19 protein-coding genes and 3 pseudogenes are annotated in these 20,061 nt (G+C 33.2%); 5 read left to right on the forward strand and 17 right to left on the reverse strand.

The genetic code is table 11. The features are described from left to right. Window positions 1-5: 5 nt before the first annotated feature. From dprA to CLCHR_RS03485, 10 genes and pseudogenes are all read right to left on the reverse strand, one after another. The gene (dprA, locus tag CLCHR_RS03435; RefSeq protein ID WP_079438286.1) at window positions 6-1,061 is read right to left on the reverse strand and encodes a DNA-processing protein DprA; all 1,056 of its coding nucleotides are present in this window, start codon (window positions 1,059-1,061) and stop codon (window positions 6-8) included. A gap of 17 nt (window positions 1,062-1,078) precedes the next feature. Continuing rightward, a pseudogene (locus CLCHR_RS03440) lies at window positions 1,079-1,957 on the reverse strand (ATP-binding protein); the annotation flags it as partial. 20 nt (window positions 1,958-1,977) lie between these two features. Continuing rightward, window positions 1,978-3,930 (reverse strand): recombinase family protein, encoded by a 1,953-nt coding sequence (locus CLCHR_RS03445; protein ID WP_169896755.1) that lies wholly within the window; start codon window positions 3,928-3,930, stop codon window positions 1,978-1,980. A gap of 1,050 nt (window positions 3,931-4,980) precedes the next feature. Continuing rightward, window positions 4,981-7,269 (reverse strand): hypothetical protein, encoded by a 2,289-nt coding sequence (locus CLCHR_RS03450; RefSeq protein WP_139376205.1) that lies wholly within the window; start codon window positions 7,267-7,269, stop codon window positions 4,981-4,983. Window positions 7,270-7,647: 378 nt separating this feature from the next. Then, window positions 7,648-7,842: a hypothetical protein gene (locus tag CLCHR_RS03455; RefSeq protein WP_079438290.1), complete on the reverse strand. Its 195-nt coding sequence runs from the start codon at window positions 7,840-7,842 to the stop codon at window positions 7,648-7,650. Between the two features lie 373 nt (window positions 7,843-8,215). Then, a pseudogene (locus CLCHR_RS25635) lies at window positions 8,216-8,338 on the reverse strand (helix-turn-helix domain-containing protein); the annotation flags it as partial. A 433-nt stretch (window positions 8,339-8,771) separates the two neighbouring features. Beyond that, window positions 8,772-9,500: a hypothetical protein gene (locus CLCHR_RS03465; RefSeq protein WP_079438292.1), complete on the reverse strand. Its 729-nt coding sequence runs from the start codon at window positions 9,498-9,500 to the stop codon at window positions 8,772-8,774. Between the two features lie 25 nt (window positions 9,501-9,525). Then, complete coding sequence (locus CLCHR_RS03470) at window positions 9,526-10,008, reverse strand: hypothetical protein (RefSeq protein ID WP_079438293.1); 483 nt, start codon at window positions 10,006-10,008, stop codon at window positions 9,526-9,528. A gap of 24 nt (window positions 10,009-10,032) precedes the next feature. Further along, window positions 10,033-10,272 (reverse strand): hypothetical protein, encoded by a 240-nt coding sequence (locus tag CLCHR_RS03475; protein WP_079438294.1) that lies wholly within the window; start codon window positions 10,270-10,272, stop codon window positions 10,033-10,035. Between the two features lie 431 nt (window positions 10,273-10,703). After that, window positions 10,704-11,843, reverse strand: coding sequence for a transglutaminase domain-containing protein (locus CLCHR_RS03485; protein WP_079438296.1), 1,140 nt, complete (start codon window positions 11,841-11,843; stop codon window positions 10,704-10,706). A gap of 173 nt (window positions 11,844-12,016) precedes the next feature. On the opposite strand from CLCHR_RS03485, the gene CLCHR_RS03490 reads away from it, so the two are divergent. The 4 genes from CLCHR_RS03490 (at window position 12,017) to CLCHR_RS03505 (ending at window position 13,918) form a co-directional block, all read left to right on the forward strand. Further along, a complete protein-coding gene (locus CLCHR_RS03490; RefSeq protein WP_079438297.1) occupies window positions 12,017-12,172 on the forward strand; it encodes a ribbon-helix-helix domain-containing protein in 156 nt (51 codons plus the stop codon). Between the two features lie 314 nt (window positions 12,173-12,486). Continuing rightward, window positions 12,487-13,101: a tyrosine-type recombinase/integrase gene (locus CLCHR_RS03495; RefSeq protein ID WP_169896756.1), complete on the forward strand. Its 615-nt coding sequence runs from the start codon at window positions 12,487-12,489 to the stop codon at window positions 13,099-13,101. A 33-nt stretch (window positions 13,102-13,134) separates the two neighbouring features. Further along, complete coding sequence (locus tag CLCHR_RS03500) at window positions 13,135-13,443, forward strand: hypothetical protein (protein WP_079438299.1); 309 nt, start codon at window positions 13,135-13,137, stop codon at window positions 13,441-13,443. A 16-nt stretch (window positions 13,444-13,459) separates the two neighbouring features. Next, on the forward strand, window positions 13,460-13,918 hold the full coding sequence (locus tag CLCHR_RS03505) for a hypothetical protein (RefSeq protein ID WP_079438300.1): 459 nt from the start codon (window positions 13,460-13,462) through the stop codon (window positions 13,916-13,918). 222 nt (window positions 13,919-14,140) lie between these two features. Here CLCHR_RS03505 and CLCHR_RS03510 read toward each other — a convergent pair. After that, a pseudogene (locus tag CLCHR_RS03510) lies at window positions 14,141-14,791 on the reverse strand (magnesium chelatase domain-containing protein); the annotation flags it as partial. A gap of 167 nt (window positions 14,792-14,958) precedes the next feature. Here CLCHR_RS03510 and CLCHR_RS03515 point away from each other — a divergent pair. Further along, window positions 14,959-15,327: a YraN family protein gene (locus CLCHR_RS03515; protein WP_079438302.1), complete on the forward strand. Its 369-nt coding sequence runs from the start codon at window positions 14,959-14,961 to the stop codon at window positions 15,325-15,327. Between the two features lie 454 nt (window positions 15,328-15,781). On the opposite strand, the gene CLCHR_RS03520 is transcribed toward CLCHR_RS03515, so the two are convergent. From CLCHR_RS03520 to CLCHR_RS03545, 6 genes are all read right to left on the reverse strand, one after another. Further along, complete coding sequence (locus tag CLCHR_RS03520) at window positions 15,782-16,594, reverse strand: ribonuclease HII (protein ID WP_079438303.1); 813 nt, start codon at window positions 16,592-16,594, stop codon at window positions 15,782-15,784. After that, window positions 16,581-17,453 (reverse strand): ribosome biogenesis GTPase YlqF, encoded by an 873-nt coding sequence (gene ylqF, locus CLCHR_RS03525; RefSeq protein WP_079438304.1) that lies wholly within the window; start codon window positions 17,451-17,453, stop codon window positions 16,581-16,583. Before ylqF ends, CLCHR_RS03520 begins: the two co-directional genes overlap by 14 nt. 199 nt (window positions 17,454-17,652) lie before the next feature. Beyond that, the gene (gene rplS / locus CLCHR_RS03530) at window positions 17,653-18,003 is read right to left on the reverse strand and encodes a 50S ribosomal protein L19 (RefSeq protein WP_079438305.1); all 351 of its coding nucleotides are present in this window, start codon (window positions 18,001-18,003) and stop codon (window positions 17,653-17,655) included. Between the two features lie 130 nt (window positions 18,004-18,133). Then, window positions 18,134-18,853, reverse strand: coding sequence for a tRNA (guanosine(37)-N1)-methyltransferase TrmD (gene trmD, locus CLCHR_RS03535; RefSeq protein ID WP_079438306.1), 720 nt, complete (start codon window positions 18,851-18,853; stop codon window positions 18,134-18,136). After that, window positions 18,843-19,340, reverse strand: coding sequence for a ribosome maturation factor RimM (rimM, locus tag CLCHR_RS03540; RefSeq protein WP_079438307.1), 498 nt, complete (start codon window positions 19,338-19,340; stop codon window positions 18,843-18,845). Before rimM ends, trmD begins: the two co-directional genes overlap by 11 nt. Window positions 19,341-19,792: 452 nt before the next feature. Then, window positions 19,793-20,020: a KH domain-containing protein gene (locus CLCHR_RS03545; protein ID WP_008424797.1), complete on the reverse strand. Its 228-nt coding sequence runs from the start codon at window positions 20,018-20,020 to the stop codon at window positions 19,793-19,795. Window positions 20,021-20,061 lie beyond the last annotated feature (41 nt).

Consider the following 20,061-nt stretch of genomic DNA (forward strand, 5'->3'; position numbering starts at 1 on the left):
CATTTTTAAATTGTTTTCACATAGTAATTTCCTGGTAAACAAATTATTTCACTTTTTATTTGCATCTCAAACAATAATGCATACAAAGCTCCTCTATCAACAGACGTATTTTTAAAAATATCATCTATGTGAATTGGTGAATCTGTTATTAAATCTAATATTTCACTCTTTTCTGGTGTAAAGTTCATAGGTTTAATATTAACATGTTCCAAACTAAGTAAGACTCTTAAATCTTCTATATCTGTGCAAATACTTGCACCATCTCTAATCAATTTATTCGAACCACTTGCACCATCATATAATATGGAACCCGGTACTACAATAACTGGCTTTTCTTGCTTATGTGCAAGCCTTGCTGTTATTAATGATCCACTTTTTTCAGAAGCTTCTATTACAATTATTCCGTCACTAAGCCCGCTAATTATCCTATTCCTTCTAGGAAAGTTTTCTCTAAACGGCGCTGTACCAAGTAAAAATTCTGAAATTACTACTCCCTTTTCTGATATCTTTGAAAACAAAACACTATTTTCTGGTGGATAAGCTATATCAATTCCACACCCTAACACGGCTATGTTATATCCATCACTTTCTAAAGCCGTTTTATGTGCTATCGAATCAATGCCTCTTGCACCTCCGCTTATAAGCGTTATATTATTAGTAATAAGCTCCTTTGTCAAGAGTTTTGTTACAGTTAGTCCATAATTTGAGCATTTTCTTGCCCCTACTACCCCTATAGATTTTCTATTTATAATATCTATATCTCCCCTATAAAAGAGAAAAAATGGAGATTCTAAAATTCCGCTCAACTTCTCTCTATATAAAGGATTAGCATAAGTAATATAACCTATATTTTTCTTTAATAATATCTTTTCCAGATTCGAAACTTCATAATATAAAGATTCTTTTTCAAAATTTTTTAATTTTTTTGCCACCATCTTATTTTCAATTAGAATCTCTTCAAAATTATTATATACATTTTCTGCTGTTTTATATTTATCAATTAATTTTATTTTTTGAAAATTTGTTATATTAATAAGTATTAACCATAACTCATAATTCATGTATTTTATACCTCTTTCTAAATAATTTCACCGTTAATATTTTTCCTATAACTAAATGCTTCTAAAATATGCCCCTCTGAAATTTCATCTTTATTTTCAATATCTGCTATCGTCCTTGATAATTTTATTACTTTACCATAACCTCTTAATGACACATTTGATGTATTATAATAGTGCTTTAAGATTTCCGAACATTTTTCACTGACTCTGCATATCTCAAAAACATCCTTACCTCTTATCTCAGAGTTGTATTTATATGAGGTATTTTTGAATCTTTCTTTTTGGGTTTCTCTTGCTCTTAGTACATTTTCTTTCATTACCTTCGAATCATATGAATCTTTTTCCTTTTTTATTTCATCATAGTTTAATCTAGGCACGTAATTCAGAATATCAATTCTATCTAGTAATGCACTCGAAAATTTTCTTGAATATTTTCTAATCCTAGTATTAAAATAGTATTTATCATCACTTATATCTTTATCATCATTGTTATCAATAGGGTTGAATGCTCCTATCAGCAAAAAATCTGCTGGCATTTTATGATTCCCGCTAAGCCTATTGATATTTATATATTTTTCTTCTAATGGCTCCCTTAACGATTCTAAAACATCCTTCTTAAATTCTAATATTTCATCTAAAAACAACACTCCATTGTGTGCCAGTGTTATTTCACCGGGTTTGATTTCTTTACCTCCCCCAATTAAAGCTAATTTTGTAGTTGAATGATGAGGAGCCCTGAAAGGCCTGTTAAATGCTGCTTTTGTTATGAGTCCACATGCACTATAAATCTTAGCAATTTCTATTAGTTCTTCTTGAGATAAAGTTGGTAAAATTGATATTAACGCTTTTGCAAGCATTGTTTTACCGCATCCTGGTTCCCCATAAAGAATTATGTTTGGTTACGGAGGCAAGGTGGCTAGAAGTATTGTGTTTCCAGCACTTCTAGCTTTGCACTAAGTTCATCTATATTCTCTTTTAGTTTAGCAGGTGGAATAATGTGCACATTCTCTAAATTCTCCATTGTTTTTTCTTCTTCGGCACCTTTCGAAAAAATATCTTCCTTTATATGTAGTATATTCTTAACCATTTCGGGCATTTTTAATCTAGGCTTCAATAAAAGTTCTGAAACTGCACCTCCACTATAATTAGTTGGACCATATACATCAATGCAATTAATTATATTAAGTACCTCACTGACTGTATAAGTGCGTTTAGTAAGCCCTTCCAAGCTTATATCAGGAGTGTTGAGAAGCTCATAGGCATACTCCCTGAGGATTTTACACTCATCTAAATATGCAATAGGTTTCTTTGTATAACGGTCTAGTTGCTTCTGTATCCCAGATAAAACTTCCTTAGTGTCGTCTATTAAGCGTTGTAATGTAGTAGAGTCTTCGCCTTTTTCTTCTTCTTTTATAAGTTGCTTATAATAAGCTCTCAATTCACTATCTGCATTTTCTCTATCGGCTTGTAGCTGCTCTACCTTTTCTGGGTCACGCCTACGCTCTATGTAGTCAATCTTATTAGCAATAGATTTACATACTGCTTTAAACACAGCCTGTCTGTCTTGATACAGGTCAGCTGATAAAGCACCAGCCATTAATCTATACATATATTCGGTTATAATAGCATCTGAAACATTGACAGAATTACATGCACTCAGTCCTTTACGCTTCTTCAATCCGCACTGATAAAACCCTCTGCCCCTATCACTGTTGTGTAGGTACTTACTACCACATACACTACACACCAATAGCCCGCCAAATGGACTGCTCGTACTAGGTAGCCCCTTCGCCTTGATAGTGTCATAGCGTGAGGAACGCTTTTCCTGACATAAATCAAATAATTCTTTTGATATGATAGCCTCTATATTTGTATCGGGTTCTAACAAATAATTATCTCGCACCTTAACTGACTTATTTGCACTAAATAGTTCACCGGCATCAAACTTTCCTGTGTTCAAGTAACCATAATACTTCTCATTTTTTAGCATATTACCTAGGGTTGTTATACCAAACTCTTTCTTATTTCTAGTGTAGATATTATGCTCTTTTAGATACTTACTTATTACTCTTTCACCTACACCAGCTGTTCTTTCAACAGTACAAGTAGCACATTTATAATCACACACGGGTAATTCGTCATCATATATAGACATACAACCTGCATACAGCCGATAAATACTACGCACAACATTATCTTCTATGGGTCTAGCTTCTAGTTTATTGTTCTCCTGTAAGGATTTTCGCTTAATATACTTATAACCATATAGCCTTGGCGTACTTCGGACAGTCTTATTAGCTATTGAGCGTTCATTACCAGCCTTAACCTTACGACTAAGGTCACGAGAAAACAGCTCGTCAAAGTTTTGGAATAGTTGTATTATCGAAATATCTGCTTTATTCTCTGTTGTTTTATCTATGTCTAAAAATCTTACATATACTTCTTTTTCTCGGAGCTTTCTGAGTACATCAGCTATTAAAACATTTCTGCTGAAACGGCTTGTATTACGCACTAAAATCTCATTAAACTTTGGCTCTCTATCACTTACTAAAAATGTATACTCTTTGTAATTTACCTTGATTTCTTTTGTTTCTGCCTTGTCTGATACAGTTGTTAATTTCTTCACTGTATAATCATATTCCTTTATATCTAAACCTGCATCTATAAGCATCTTCTCAAAATTTTCTCTATGTAGTAATGTTCCTGAAATACCGTGGTCTGCGTATATCTTATGCAGTTTATAATCATTAGCATTTTTACCGATAAAATCCTTGAAAAAACTTTCTTGATTGTTCAAACTACTCGCCTGTGGACCGCTCTTTGTTGAAACTCTACAGTAACACGCTACTGTTTTCTTCTTCTTACTCATATTAATATACCCCCTTAAAACCTTACCTTGCCTTTGTATCATATTATATTTATTATGATACACTGGGTATAACACTAGCGTCAAATAAAAGATGACAAGGGAAACACTATGGAATAGGGAAGTTGTTGAATAGATGGGTCAAGGCCACATTTAGAACTGTTCTACATTAAATATTAATAATAAATTAGCAGTTAGTAGGCAAAAATTATAATACTCTTACAGTCAAAGGTAAACCCACCAATAAAACTGCTCTGCGTCATAGTCATCACACTTCGTGTGATGACAGTCCATATATGGATTTATAAATCCCACATAATTAGAACGGAGTTCTGGGATTGGTAAAATTATATGATTACTTGTCACTAGGAGGACTGCGGAGGGTCTTTAATGGGAGTTTTGGAGCATTTATACTCTAATGGGTATAAATCGCTTAGAGGGTCTTACAATGCGTTTAGAGTATGATGGGGTGAAAAGACTGTAATTATATGGGTGGCTTGACTTGGAACAGTTCCAAAATCCCTATAAATGGCATAAATACTGGGGTCTGATAAAAGCACAGAACCGCCCCATCTGCTTGTAGTCTACTACAAGCTTATTCCGGAGAGACTTAAATTAGAACTATTTATAGGTATATTTAATAAATTTTTAACACAATACTTATTGCGATAATACCACAAACCATATGATTATTTATCCTAGAGTTACTAATTAAGAGCTACAACTAACAACAACTTATAACAATTATTATCAACTTTATGAGTATTTTGACTATTACAAAAGTAAGTAGTCATTCGTGCTAATCCGTAATTCGTATAACATAAAAAAAGTTAAAAACTTATGTATATATATAATAACCTATACTATGTGACATTTTCGGTGTTAGCCCCTATAACATAGGATGTTTCAGCTCATTTTTTGAGGTTTTTAAAGCTAAAAAGAAAAATAACTAAAAGTAAATAGTTACTACCATAAATCCACGGGTGGTTTTTACTGCTTTTTAAGGTATAAAAATCAGAAATCCTATGATTATTAATCATAGGATTAGCTATATTATACTATGCTTGTCACATTATAATTTTCATCCAGATAAAAAGTGTATGTTTTACCTTTTTCTTTGTATTTATACTTAGTTTTAGGTTTAGTATTGTTTTTTGCTCTATGCAGTCCTTGGCGTATATTTGTGTAATTAAGTCCTAAATCGGCTGCAAATTCTTTCGGTGTTGTATAGCTCTTACCATTGTAAGTGAGTTGCGGAACTTTAGCCACTGTATCAACAGCTATATACTGACATCCATCAGCACCTAAGCAGTAATCCCTGTTTTTATGATTGTAAGTTTCACCCGGTTTTAACTTGTTTAAATTAAAATTAAGATAAGCATAGCTCAGACCAAAGGCAGTACAATACTTTTGAGTAGTAGCATAAGGTTGACCATTATAGTTCACTGGTCTACTGGTACTACGTAAGTCCAAATTAACTTGTTTGAGTTCGATTTTTAGGTTTACACGCCTGTTGTCGTAGCGGATACCATTAATGTGGTTCGGCTCGTAATCAATTTCATATCCATTTGCATCTAATGGTGGACTACTGATTAACCTATATTCTTCTGGTTCATAAACCCATGATGCTAAACGATGTCCTACGATGCGAATAAAATCTTTATAATAATGCACTCTTGTAATATCTCTTATAGCTTCCAAAGCTGTTTCATCTTCTTTGTCAAACGCAATATTTGCCATACCAAGTAGATATTCGTATAGTTCCTCAGCTTCTTTTATAGCAGTTTTGCGGAGTTCTGCAACCTTAGGTAGTAGCTTATAGCTATAATCCTTGGGTAGTGGCTTGTAATCCTGTTCTGGTCCAAGTATAGGTTCAGGTTCTGTTTGCCACTTGATATACTCTGGTGTCTTAGCTAATAACTGTTGTAGGCTGTGTATGTGAGCATTAAGAGTATTCCAATTATATGCTTTAAATTGATATTCAGCATATTGGTCGTCCCTTATCGTAGGCTCTACTTTTAGATACTTGCCAGTTTCAGTAGTGTGTATTATTAAATCACCGTCAGCAATATATGGTTTTGAGGACTGTCCCGTAAGCATATTAGCCATTTCTCTGATTGTATAATCAGTTATAGGCACTAACATAGGTATTATGGATTGAACATCTTCTTCGGATAAAACTTCTACTGTTTCAGTGGTTACAACATTTGCTTTAATAGAGTCTAAAACCTCTTGTATAGGTTTTGTTAGGTCAAATAAGCTCGGTAATATAGGAGCGGTACCTTTATTAATACTATCTATCAGTTGCACCTTGCTTATAGGTTCAACATTCGGTAGTGGTTCTGCGTCTGTATAGTAACCAGTTTGAACCTGTATTTGATGATGTAGCTCTTTCGATAGCTCTACATAATCGAGTATATTAGCATTAAGCTTATACAATACCTTTGGTCTAAGAGTCGCAGCGAAGGCAAGCATACCCTTAATGGCACCGTGACTCAAAGCTTCGTCGGATAGAACTGACTCAGGAGATAGCTTATTTAGGGCTATATCTAAGCAGGCCACCAATGGTTTAGCTATGTTACTAAAATCAGAGTACCAATTTTTAATATCTTTCTGCTGTGTTTCAATAGCATCCATACTTGTACCTTGTGTATGTGCAAGATTTAAACCATCTATAATACTATAAATGTCATCCAGTATTTCCTCTGTAGTAGGTGGTTCTTCGAGTTTCTTAACCACAGGTACTGCATAAGCAACCCCAAGCTTTGATATAAATTCTCTAATAAATACTTCGTTTGCGTCAACTACAATAGATGGGTCTAGTCTAGCACCTACTGGTTTCTTAGCTTTTTTAGTTTTTGCAGCAACCCTAAAAGCTTTTAGGGTTGCTGTGATTAACTTACGAGTATTTTCAGTAATTATTTTGTCTTCAAGTGCTTGGGATATTTCGGCCCAATCTAATGGTGGAATTTGGTCTTTACTAACTTTTAATGCAGCTATAGTTTTAGGTTTAATCTTATAGTAAGCTAAACGCTCTTGTATAAGCTGTATATAAGGTTTTAACTCCTTACTGATAAAAGTGTCAAGCTCTTTATTACACGCATCTCTTATACTGTCAACCTCATCTACTAAATTAATTATTCTCTTATCAGTCACGGTATCCCATCGTAACGGAGAGTGCGAGTTAGTTAAAAAATCATTAATGCCTTCAAAGAAATACCATTCAGCACCTTTTCTATGATTATCTATATATGCAGATATTTCGCTGTACACGTCTTTTTCAAGGCTGTACCCCTCGGGTGCTGGTTCAGGAGTAGCTACAATATCACTAAGAGTGAGCATACAATCTTTAGATGCAATTAGCTCCATAGCTTTAATATGCGGTGCAGTCCACTTGGTTATATATTCTTCCTCCGTAATACCTGTAGTATCAAAATGAGGAAGTATGTAGCGATAGATTGCACAGGCATATTCAACGAGTGCCTCAGGTGAATACTTTAGCATTGTCTGCTGTCCAAAGGTGTAATTGTTTTTGCGACAATTAGAATCTATTTTCTCTAATGTAGTGACATTAAGTAGATTTAACATTTGCTCTAAGTTCTGTTTTGTAATCATTTTGTTGACCTCCTATAATAGTTTGATTTTTATACTATTCGAATCAGAGACCGTATCAACAAACATTTTAATTCTTAAATCAGTTATCTTGAATCAGTTATTTACTTACTTTTTATACTTATCAGGGTTGACTTGAAATCTATAAGGTGACCTACTAAGCTTTTCAGTACGGATTACCTTGCCGTAATTATCAATGTATTGTATCTGCTTACCACCAGCAACGTGAGCTAGCACAACTTTACATTCTACAACTTCGCCAGTCTTTGCTTTAGCCATAGCTTTTTCAGCTATAATTTCCATACTTAGCACCTCCTTTAATTTATATACTAAGTATAACTCTAAGTAGTATAAGCGTCAATAGGTGTACATTTTAGTACATATTTGTACACTCTGCTTGCAATAACGAGAAGTTCTTCTCAAAAACATATGATTTAAACTAAAAATATTTTTTTTAAAAATAAGTGGTTTAGGTCTCAAATGCTTGTATCCATCGGATAAAACTACATTAAATTAAAGTAACCCACGGAAATTCGTGGGTTACTATTGTTTAATCCTCGCTTTCAAGGGTTTGCCTAGCAAGGCGAACTGCATCCCTTGTAGCTTCGTCTACCCCAAAGTCAAGAGCTATGTTAGTTAGCAATAAATTTAATATGTAATTAGGTGGCACTCTGACCTCCAATTCCCAATCCTGTAGAGTACGAACAGATATTTTGTACTTTTCCGCCAGCTCGTACTGTTTTAAGCCTATCTTTTTGCGTACAGCTCTTAATGTCGCTCCTGTAGCTATTATAATCACTCCTTTTGCATACTATAAACCTTATCGTAACACGCTGAGCGTGCTTGTGTAAAGTCATTTCCTCATGCACACGCAGAGCGTGTACATGAGGAATTATTTCAAATCTAAAAATTTAGAAGTTTGACCATCGTATATGTACACGCAGAGCGTGTACATGGGGCATTATTTCAAATCTAAAAATTTAAAAGTTTGATTATCGCACATGAACACGCTGTGCGTGTGCATGGAAACTCATATATTTTTATGTTGTTATGATATACTATCAGATAAAACCTACCTTAATTAGGTTTAGAAAGTTATTTTGGGCATAAAAATAGAAGTACAACTTTAGTTGTACTTCATATCTTAAAGCTCCTGTAAGAGCATTGGAGGGTTATTTGAATTGTTTTTGGTGTATTTGTATACCTAACATTTTCAAAGAGCTTGAAACGGCTTATTGTGAGAGTAACCATTTTTCTTCGTCAGCAATAGTAATTGCCGGTCTTACATCCCATTTATATAGGCTGTACCCTGTGTAAATCCCAGTAGCATCACCAATATCAGTATAGCGTACATAAGTTGGCAGTACCTGTATGGCCGCCTTGCCTGATTGCACTACAATTAATATCTCATCACAGTACAAGTAGCCATAAGATGGATTAATGCTAAAGCTTAATCTGATATTATAAATTCCATCGGATACACCTGCGAGTGAGAGTTTAGGCACATTAGGTAAATCATAAGTAAGCACGCTTTTACCATCTGTGTCAGTGGCAGTAATTATAGGAGCGACAGCACTCGAAAGCGTTAGGTTATGTGTTAAACTCCCCATTATAGTGGGTTTGAGCTTTAAGCGTGTATATGGACTATCTAAATCTATATCTGTGTTTTTTTCGACTGTAGCTATACCATCACTACCTATACTAAAATCTGTGTAATTTACTGGCTTAATTAGGTCTAATTTTACACTGACACCTGCTCCGTAATAATCAGGGGCATTGCCACTCATTACTAAGGTGTTGTTGTTCTGTACACTCAATGTAAAGTGGTACGGGCAACCCAATGCAACTGCATAAACAGGAGTTGCTGTGTAAGTGGATGCACTAGCTCTTGCAGGTATTATAGTCATTAAGCAAATCGCACATAATGTAGCACAGGCCATCAATTTCTTAAATTTAAACATAGATTTTTTACCTCCCTTTAAAAACTTAAATTATCGGTACTAATGGGATTATTCTATTATCGGCCGAAACTCGGCTGTAAGTAATTAGTGTATAATTACTTAAATGATATGTGCCTCTATTTTTAAGTGACTTCAAGCATAAAGGGTAGTATTTGTCACCAGTTATGCCCCAAGCCTTGAAGTAATTTCTTATATAATCACTGTTCCACAATTCTAGGGGTGTTTTGTAAGCTGAATGGATATAGCCTTTCATATTAGTGTTATGAGCGTCATACGCACATATAATTCGATAAGCTGCTTGCATATAAGGTGCGATTTCATCGGCGATTTCGGGACAAATGGCTTGCCACTTATACATAGTTTTTGAGGTTACACCTATTATATCGGCGATTTGACAGAGTGAATGTCCCTCTGCTAAAGCGTTAGCAAGCATTGTTAAGCCACCTGTTGTCTTTAATAGCTGTAATTTGTTTAGTGCTGATAAGGATTTTAAGTTTGATAATTTCATAGTGTCACCTCCTGCAAATAAAGGCTACTTGGTAAATGTACCACTTGGAGGTTTAGGGTTTTGCTTACCCTCTTTGAGGCTTCGAAATAGAGCTTCTCTTGCTTTCTGACGCTCTGCTGGGTCATCGTCAGTCGGCTTGTGGAAGAGCCTCGATAAATATGTCGGTTCAAAATGTATAGGTTCTTCTTCTTTAGCCTTACGATTACGGTTGTATTGGCTTAGGTCGATTCTGCTATTTATTTTCTTATCATTATTATTACTCATTATCTTCACTCCTCTCATTATCTAGTGCAGTTTTTATAGCTATCACACGCTCTATATCCTTAGATTGTTTCAAGGTCATACGAACAATACTCCTATAGGTGTAAGTGCTAATGCCTATTTCCTCGCAATAATGTTTAATAGTATGTTTGGGGAATTCGGCTCTACAATGTAACAATATGCCCGCTATCTGGCTATCTGTAAGGCGTAAAGAGCGTCCGCCCGGCGAATGAAAGGGTTTACCACATAAAGGACATTTTTCAGTAGTATTCATTTACTCCACTTCCTTTTCAAGTATTTATTTACTACACACGAACAGGCCTAGAATGACTTTCAATAAAAAAGCAAAAACCCTCAGAAAAGTTTTAACCTTTCTGAGGGCTTGTGTATCAAAAACTATGTTTAATTAACTTAAATGGGCAAATAAAGCACTTCTAGTTAGCTTTCCACTTAGCGTAGAATGTAACATCATAACTGATTTCATTAGTGTCAAACTTCCACAAAACAGAATTATAAGGGTTACCTACAGCCCAGCCTAGAAAAGTATAACCATCCTTAGTAGGTGCTGTTGGTTCAGCTACCTTACCACGACCACTGGCCTCAGGAGTTACAGTCACACTATTAACAACAGAACCACCCCGAGAATCAAATTTCACAGTAAATCCAGATGTCTTTACAAAAACTCTATTATTACCAACATTTATTTTGTTTGTAGCAAAACTCCAAGGTATTGTCAATTTAGCATCACTATACAAGTCAGAAGCCTTATATCCATAATTTGATGTTAATAAACTATCAATAGGGATGTTCTTTACTTCTTGAAGCACTGTACCTTGTTTTGGGTCAATAAAGTATACAGAACCGTTCCACGCTGCTTTATCTTGGTCAGCCAAATTAATGCCAAGTCTATGTGTACGTGACCACTTGTCTATAGGCATGTCAAAGTAAGTTTCTGTACATTTTATTTTATTTGAGAATTTACCATACATAAAAAAATTTTTACAATCCCACGTAGTATCCATGAACACCCAACGACCATCAACATATACTTCTGTCCAATCATGCGCTTCTTCATCACCTACATCTTTTGCACCTCCAGTAACTTGTTTAGCTGGAAAACCTGCTGCTCTCATAAGGTTAGTAGTTACTCCTGCAAAATTACCACAAAGACCTCTTTTAAGAGCTCCTGAACCGGGAAAAAGTTCTGTATCAGCTGCCTTATCTACAACAACAGTTGTTCTATCAGAAAAATCGTAATACATATTGGTTGCAACCCAATCGTGTATGGCCTTAACCTTATCATAATCGTTGGTGATACCTGCTGTGATTAGGTTAGCTTGTGTAACATAAGCTGGAATTGGAGTACCTTTATAAGATGCTAGTGCGTAAGCATCTGTTCTTTCATTTGCTACCGCTTTTAAGTTGTTAGCATAGTAAGGATTTGCACTTACTGAAACATTAGTATTGCCATTTAGTGAAGCATTAGTTGCTGTGTCAGCTGCATAAGCAATAGTCGAGCTTAAAGTAATTGCTGTGGTTGCTACTAAAACTGTTAATAATTTTTTCATCATCATAATAAAAACCCCCTAAAATTTGAATATATACATCTATAGTACAACAAAATCTACCAGATTAATAGTAATTAATTCCTTTAGTCCCTGAAAGTACCTTAACATAAATATACCACAAACTGATAGCAGTTGCAATCAGTTTTGTATTATTATATAATATTTATGAGGTGATAAATATGCGTAATGACTTGAAAAATCGGACTCCTGTCGGTTCAGCAGTTGATACAAAAATATTAAATGAGCTAAAAGAATACTCCCGAGAAACTGGAATACCTCTATCAAAACTATTAGACAAAGCAATAACAATGTATCTCGAGTCTACTAAAAAATAGTAGACTCTTTTTTATATAATTAAATTAAGAAGTAATTCATTAATACTTAATTCGCTTCCTAAGAACCATAGAGGGTCTTTGAAATAAGTTTTAATATATTTGTACTAATTATAAATAAAAAGTCTTATAGGGCTTTAAATGAGTTGTCAATGCCAACTTTGTATATTTCCTAGCATTGGCTGTAAACCCTACAGCCATTGATATATCTATATTTCCTGTACTCTCACTAAGATTTTCCAGAAAAGTTCTTGTTTTATATGATAACTTATACTATAATAACCTCAAAAGCTGGCATTGAAAAAGGAGAGATATTTATGATTGCAGATAATACACTAAAGGTAAGAGCAAACGAAGTCGAGCCAATAAAAAACATCAAGGACATAGCAAAGATTAAACAGTACCTACTTGGCAAAAGTAATAAACGTGACTATATGCTTTTTGTTTTGGGGATTAATGTCGGACTTAGGGCAGGGGACCTGCTATCATTAAAAACCCGAGAAATTTTGAATGATGGTACAATAGTAGACAAAGTTACTATATACGAAGAAAAGACCGATAAGAAACGGGAGTTTGAACTGAACACAAGTGCTAAGGCCGCAATAAGACTCTACTTGGATACACTGAAAGAGGTGGATTACGAGTCATATCTATTTAAAAGCCGAAAAGGTGACGGTGCATTAACTGTTGAAGCAGCACATAAAATTATTAAGACCACGTTAAGAGAGCTAAACATTAAGGGTAACTATGGCACACATAGCCTACGAAAAACTTTCGCTTATCATATCTACGTAAACAATATTAAAACTAATCCTACTATTATTAATACATTACAAAAGATGCTGAACCATAGTAGTGCAAGTGTGACACTTAGATATATAGGAATAACTAAAGAAGTCATTTCGGATGTTTATAATAGCCTTAATTTATAAGTATACAAATAAAATCAAGGGAGAGGACGAACTATGTATGTAATTGAAAGAGGGAAATCAGCTTGGCTATGTGTTTCGGCCGTCGAAACATACGAGGTACAAGCCGTACAAATCAGACTACAAGCCGAGGATAAGGATTTTAAAGTGTTTGAACAACGGCTTGATAAAGGAGAGATTATTGATGCTGGGGTAATAAAGTGTTATAAATGTAGTGATGCCAATAAATGCAACCTTTGCACTAAGTATAAAGGTTGTGAAATACTAAAGGCAGTGCAAGAAACAGCACAGGCTAGCTCAGACTTTGCTAAATTCATCAAAGATAATGGAGGTTACACATTTTAAAAGGAGGTATAAGGATATGCTGTATTGCCCTTATCATAAGGTATACGCAAGTAAAAGGCATCAATGTGATGCTCTTAAATTAGTAACTATCACAAAAGAATGTAAAGGTATAGTTGACAGACTATTCGATTTAGTAGGTACTGGTGCTGGAGCATTAAGTGCTTCACACTTCGTAACCCCCGTAATTGCAACTGAATGTGAATATTATATTAATGTATACATTGACTTACCACCAAAAGACTTTCCGATAAAACTACTGGGTGATTTCCCAGTAGGCTGGGTCATCCATACAGAAACAGTTTCGAGTGACCACATTAGTATTTTGGTTATAGCTTATAATGAAACATTTCGTTATGACGGTGTTAAGACCGTTAACGACAGGGTAAAGGAAATTATCAAAGAGTTTGAATATTACTTAGATACGCATTATGACCCACAGGCCATTAAATCAGTATTAAAGTTAATGTATAGTTGACCAAATAATAGTCTATAATTTGACTAGATGTAATCATAGTTAAATTATAGACTATTTTTAAGTTCTCAAATAGGGTATATATATAAAGGAAGCAACTCCGCACAAACATAATACAAATAAAAAAATCCCACCTCTGTACTTTATCAAAGGTATTTATATTTCTATATGCTGATAAAACGGCTTAAACACTAGGGTTTGGACTACCTTGCCTCTGTAACATAATATTATAATATTATGTTTCCCCGCTGCTGCTATCTCCAAAGCTCTTTTAGATGAATATTGGCCTATAACATCTCCATAATCAGGTAATTCATAATGCTCATCATCTTTATAGCTATCTTCGTCTTTATAAGGAAGCACATCTTCATATTCTATATAGGAAATCACCTCTTTTAAATTTCTAAAAGGATAATAATCTCCCCCTTTAAAATAGTGGCTTTCCTCCAAATTTTCATGCGGAAAAATGAATTTAGTAATATCATTTCCTGCACCTTCGATAATAATTGGTATTGTCCCTTTTATTCCTTTGAGTTCACCAAACAGAGATAGTTCGCCAAAAACTATGTAACTTTCCATATCCTTCTTGCATATTTGATTTGATTCCATAAGAATCCCAAGCGCAATAGGCAAATCTAAAAGCGAACCTATCTTTCTAACATCTGCAGGAGCTAAATTTATAGTAATCCTACCTAACGGAAATTCAAATCCACAATTTAAAATTGCTGCCCTTACTCTTTCTTTCGCTTCTTTTACTGATACATCTGCAAGCCCTACTATATTAAACATTGGTAAACCCTTAGAAATATCAACTTCAACTTTTATTAAAAATCCTTCTAATCCATTGTGCGTTGCACTAATAATTTTTACTGCCATATATATCACCCATTCAAATTATAGACACACATTTAGATATTAATTCCTAATATAAATATATTTGTTTAAGTTATTTTTAAATTGTTAATAATGTAATTAAGTTTTATTTATGAATTAGCCACATTATTATGAAAATTTAAAGAAGCATTTTATATTGGAGTGATTAAATGAAAAAATCAAATAAAGATATAGGTTATTATTGCGAAAATCTAGCTAAGGAATATCTAATTAAAGACAATTACAATATAGTTGATTGTAATTTCAGAAATTTTCTAGGTGAGATTGATATAATATGTACTAATAATAATTTACTTATTATTGTAGAAGTTAAAGGCAGGTACAACTATAATTATGGACTTCCAAAAGAATCTATTAGTTTTTCAAAACAAAAATCCATAATAAATGTTACTACATCATATATTTCATACAAAAGATTATTTAATTTTAATGTTAGATTTGATGTTATCGAAGTTTATTTAAACACTCAAAATACGTTGGTTAAAATAAATCATATAAGAGATGCCTTTAGATTATAGTAAAAATATGAAATATTGTATATTTTAGTTGATGATATAACTCGCAGAAAGAGAAGGTGCTCTGTTACTCGGTTGCCAGAAAAAATAATTGAGGATTTCTGCCAGTAAAAGTTGTGCCTATCTCTGCTTGCTCCCGAGACAAGCCCGTGACAAGCAATGATGGAACCACTTTTACTGAAGAAATGCCTACAATTATTTTCAATGCAACACTGCGTAAAAGAGCACCTTCTCTTTCTGTGTGGTACAAATAAATAATATATGAATTAGGCTTATTAGATAAATATATTTACAAATTTGCTAAAATGGATGCAACCTACAACTTAGAACTTTCAGCGATATTTTTATAGTTTTTCGGTAAGCTATCGCATGATTCTAAGTTTTAGTTTGGATTTCAGGATATTAAATATTTTATATTTAATATAATATTTAATATTCAAAATCCATGAAAGTACAATTATAATAATTTTGTCAAAAAACTACTTCTATGAATATCGCACTTCCCATGAACTTTTAATCCTTCTATATGCTTTGAGGTTCCATATCCTACGTTGTTCTCAAAATCATAGTAAGGATATTTTTTAGCATATTCTTTCATTAAATTATCTCTATATACTTTTGCAACAATTGATGCAGCCGCAATACTTGCACTTTTAGTATCTCCCTTTATAACTGATTTATTTTCTATTTGAATATTCTTAACTAAATATCCATCAGAAAGAACTAAATCAGGCTTAATACTAAGTGAATTACAGCTTTCTAAAAACACTTTATTATTTGAAAAAGCAATTCCTTTTTCATCTATCTCTTCATTTGACGAAACTGCAATATGATAACTTAGAGCCTTTTCTTTTATGATTTCAGCAAGCTCTTCTCGCTTCGACTCTTTTACCTTTTTTGAGTCATTTATATATATAATTAACTCATTATCTAAAACATTTAAATCTAAAATAACACTACAAGCTACTATCGGCCCAGCGAGAGGCCCTCTTCCTACTTCATCCACTCCAGCAATATATTTATAATCGCCAAAAGACTTATCAAAGTCATACATCGCCTTAACTCTTCCAACCTCATTTAAATACATCTTCAATTGTTTTTCAATCTTATCTTTAAGGGATAACACATTTTTTCTTTTATCTTCTTTTAACCAATTTATAATTTTTATATACTCCCCACTCTTATAAGAATCAATTATTGAAAATTTATGTATTTGTTCTTTTATTTCTGCAAATGATAATGATTTTATATCCTCGTTAAATTTCGTCATTTTCTTCCACTTCTTCTATTGGGCGCTCCAGCGTAATATTGCCCATTTTTCCTCCTCTGAATTCGTCCAATAAAATAACAGCAATTCTGTTATAATCAATCTGGCCTCCTGAAATTAAGGCTCCTCTTTTTTTACCTATCGCATCTAATGTATCTAAAGGATTTTCAAAAACTTCAGTCAATTTATATCTTTCTTTTAATCTAGCTTCATAACTATTCTGCAATTTTTCGACAAGTTTCAGAGCTAATTCCTCTATATCCATTATTTCATCTTTTATTGCTCCTGTAAAAGCTAAATTCAAAGCCGTTTCATCATCTTCAAATCTAGGCCACAATACTCCTGGAGTATCTAACATTTCAATACCCATTCCTGTCTTTATCCATTGCTTACTTTTAGTAACACCTGGCCTATCACCTGTTTTAGCTATATTGTTTCTAGCCATTTTATTTATAAATGTTGATTTTCCTACATTAGGTATCCCAACTACCATTACTCTCATTGTTATGTTAACCATACCTTTTGATTTTAACCTATCGTGTTTTTCCTTTAACAAGGTCAATAATGTAGGTTTTATATTTTTAAGACCATCACCCTTTAAACAATTAACTTCTAGTACTTTAACATCTTCTTTAGTTAAATAATCAATCCACTCTTTTGTAACTTTACTATCAGTTAAATCACTCTTATTTAAAAGTATAACTCTTGGTTTTCCTTCTAATAATTTTTCAATATCAGGATTTGCAGAACTTCTTGGAATCCTAGCATCTCTTATTTCAATTACTGCATCAACTAACTTTAGGTTTTCTTTAATTTCCCTTTGAGTTTTTTTCATATGTCCTGGAAACCAATTAATTGCCATATGAATTCCTCCTTAAATTTATTTTAGGAACACAAAAGTATATTTCCTGTCAGACGTAAAAGTATATTCACCTCATAGTAGACTATTAGGTAAATATGCTTAGAGTATATAGCAGGAAACACGCTAATATGTTGACTTATTATTTTTTTGAATATGCGTAAATATAAAAAAAGGACTGAAACAGTCCCCTTTTTAAATACTATCTAGTTAATAATTCTTTAACTTTAGCAGCCTTACCAACTCTATCTCTTAAGTAGTAAAGTTTAGCTCTTCTAACTTTACCTTTTCTTGTGATTTCAATTTTGTCGATGATTGGTGCATTCATTGGGAATGTTCTTTCAACTCCAGTTCCTAAAGCAACTCTTCTTACAGTGAAAGTTTCTCTTAAACCACCATTTTGTTTTTTGATAACAGTACCTTCGAACATTTGAATTCTTTCTTTGTTACCTTCTTGAATCTTTACGTATACCTTTATAGTATCACCGATTTTGAAGGCAGGTAAGTCAGTTCTAATTTGTTCAGCTTCTATAGCTCTTATTATTTCGTTCATTGTGCATTCCCTCCTTGTATAGATAATTTGACGTTCTTAACATATGTAAGTGACAGAGGAACGCCCGTACTAGCACAAATTTAATAATATCACATCTTTTTTTATATTTCAACAAAAATTATTGATTATTTTATTTCTGTGTATTATTCTTCAATAACTTTATATCTTCTTTAGTCAAAGTTATGTTTTTATATAAATCCAGCCTATTCTTTTTAGTTATTTCAAGAGACTTAAGCCTTCTCCATTTTCGTATATTTTCATGATGTCCAGATAGTAATATTTCAGGTACTTTATCCCCTTCAAATTCTTCTGGCCTAGTATACTGCGGATACTCTAAAAGTCCATTATAGAATGATTCCTCTATAAAGCTTTCTTCTTTTCCAAGAACACCAGGTATAAGCCTCAATATACAATCAATAACTGGAATTGCCGCCATCTCCCCTCCAGTTAACACAAAGTCCCCGAGAGAAATTTCCATATCTATATGTTTATACACTCTCTCGTCTATCCCCTCATAGTGACCACATAAAAATATAAGATTCTCTTCTTTTGAAAGTTCTTTTGCTGCCTCTTGATTAAATGTCTTTCCCCTTGGTCCTAGAAATACAACTTTCCCTTTATTGCTTTCCTTAACCTTCCTTATAGTGTCTACTATAGGCTGAGGTGCCATAACCATTCCAGCTCCTCCACCGTATGGATAGTCATCAACTTTCTTGTGCTTATTTAAAGTGTAATCTCTTATATTTAATACATCTATATCTATTATATTATTATCCCTTGCTCTACCTATAATACTATGATCAAAAATCGAAAACATTTCCGGGAATAATGTTAATATACTAATCTTCATCTTGCCATTCCCCTACAGGCTTTATAATGATTTTTTTTGATTCTATATCAACACTAAGAACTATATCTCTAAGAACTGGTATCAATAGTTCCTTAGGCTGTTTGATCCAATATACATCATTATTTGGAGTGCTTATAACATCAAAAACTCTTCCAAGTTCTTTCTCATTAGTATCAAATACCGTGCACTCTTTAAGGTCTGAAACATAATAAGTATCTGGTGGAAGACCTGGCTCATTATCACGAGATATTTCAATATACTTCTGTTTGTAAGTTTCAGCGTCATTCATAGAGTCTATACCTTCAATTTTTAATATAACTCTATCTTTTTGAAACTTAACTCCTAGGATTTCTTTTTCTACTCCATCAACCAATACAGTTTTTAGTTGCTTAAATTTATTAACATCTTCTGTTAATGGATAAACTTTAACTTCACCTTTGATTCCATGAGTATTTACAATCTGCCCAATTTTAAATAATATTCCCACTCTCTTCACCTCAATTGTATATATTTAATCTTAAAATAAAAACACATAAGATTAACATGACTCCACTTAAACATAATTTATTAAATATTTATGTATTAGAAATAATAAGCAAATAACATATAAAATATACATGATATCTGACATTATTTATTTTATATATTTTTCTTTCTATATTAAGATATACGAAATTTTTTTCATATATCAATAATCATTTTTATAATTCACACATTTTATATAAATAAAAGAATTTTGTTGCGCTAAAAAGTTCTTGATTACACTTTGCGCTTTTTTATATGCGAAATGAACTCAATTGTGCTAACGCACCTTTTAATATGTGCAGGATCTTAGTTGCGCTGCGCGCTTTTTTATATGTGAAGGATCTCAATTGTGCTAACGCACCTTTTAATATGTGCATATTTAAAAAAGAGTTAGGTTACCCTAACTCTAAATTTTTAGATGATTTCTACTATAACTCGTTTATTCTGTTTAACTGCTGCAGCTTTTATAACTGTTCTTATAGCCTTCGCAATTCTTCCTTGCTTACCTATAATCTTACCCATATCTTCTGGTGCAACTTTTAACTCAAGTATAATGGATTGCTCTCCATTAACTTCATTAACAGTAACTGCATCTGGGTTATCAACAAGGGATTTAGCCATAAATTCAACTAATTCCTTCATAAACGTCCACAATTAGTATGTACTAATTGTAGAATTCACCT

It is taken from the genome of Clostridium chromiireducens (assembly GCF_002029255.1).
In the GTDB taxonomy this organism is placed as follows: domain Bacteria; phylum Bacillota; class Clostridia; order Clostridiales; family Clostridiaceae; genus Clostridium; species Clostridium chromiireducens.

Bases quoted from the DNA above. Each gene is read 5' to 3' on its own strand.
- CLCHR_RS03520 (WP_079438303.1), bottom strand. From the start codon at position 16,594: ATGACGAAATTTAACGAGGATATAAAATCATTATCATTTGCAGAAATA.
- trmD (WP_079438306.1), bottom strand. From the start codon at position 18,853: ATGAAGATTAGTATATTAACATTATTCCCGGAAATGTTTTCGATTTTT.
- CLCHR_RS03485 (WP_079438296.1), bottom strand. From the start codon at position 11,843: ATGATGATGAAAAAATTATTAACAGTTTTAGTAGCAACCACAGCAATT.
- CLCHR_RS03505 (WP_079438300.1), top strand. From the start codon at position 13,460: ATGCTGTATTGCCCTTATCATAAGGTATACGCAAGTAAAAGGCATCAA.
- rplS (WP_079438305.1), bottom strand. From the start codon at position 18,003: ATGAACGAAATAATAAGAGCTATAGAAGCTGAACAAATTAGAACTGAC.
- CLCHR_RS03500 (WP_079438299.1), top strand. From the start codon at position 13,135: ATGTATGTAATTGAAAGAGGGAAATCAGCTTGGCTATGTGTTTCGGCC.
- CLCHR_RS03495 (WP_169896756.1), top strand. From the start codon at position 12,487: ATGATTGCAGATAATACACTAAAGGTAAGAGCAAACGAAGTCGAGCCA.
- dprA (WP_079438286.1), bottom strand. From the start codon at position 1,061: ATGAATTATGAGTTATGGTTAATACTTATTAATATAACAAATTTTCAA.
- CLCHR_RS03455 (WP_079438290.1), bottom strand. From the start codon at position 7,842: ATGGAAATTATAGCTGAAAAAGCTATGGCTAAAGCAAAGACTGGCGAA.
- CLCHR_RS03465 (WP_079438292.1), bottom strand. From the start codon at position 9,500: ATGTTTAAATTTAAGAAATTGATGGCCTGTGCTACATTATGTGCGATT.
- CLCHR_RS03450 (WP_139376205.1), bottom strand. From the start codon at position 7,269: ATGCTCACTCTTAGTGATATTGTAGCTACTCCTGAACCAGCACCCGAG.
- CLCHR_RS03445 (WP_169896755.1), bottom strand. From the start codon at position 3,930: ATGAGTAAGAAGAAGAAAACAGTAGCGTGTTACTGTAGAGTTTCAACA.
- CLCHR_RS03490 (WP_079438297.1), top strand. From the start codon at position 12,017: ATGCGTAATGACTTGAAAAATCGGACTCCTGTCGGTTCAGCAGTTGAT.
- CLCHR_RS03515 (WP_079438302.1), top strand. From the start codon at position 14,959: ATGAAAAAATCAAATAAAGATATAGGTTATTATTGCGAAAATCTAGCT.
- CLCHR_RS03470 (WP_079438293.1), bottom strand. From the start codon at position 10,008: ATGAAATTATCAAACTTAAAATCCTTATCAGCACTAAACAAATTACAG.
- CLCHR_RS03475 (WP_079438294.1), bottom strand. From the start codon at position 10,272: ATGAGTAATAATAATGATAAGAAAATAAATAGCAGAATCGACCTAAGC.
- CLCHR_RS03545 (WP_008424797.1), bottom strand. From the start codon at position 20,020: ATGAAGGAATTAGTTGAATTTATGGCTAAATCCCTTGTTGATAACCCA.
- ylqF (WP_079438304.1), bottom strand. From the start codon at position 17,453: ATGGCAATTAATTGGTTTCCAGGACATATGAAAAAAACTCAAAGGGAA.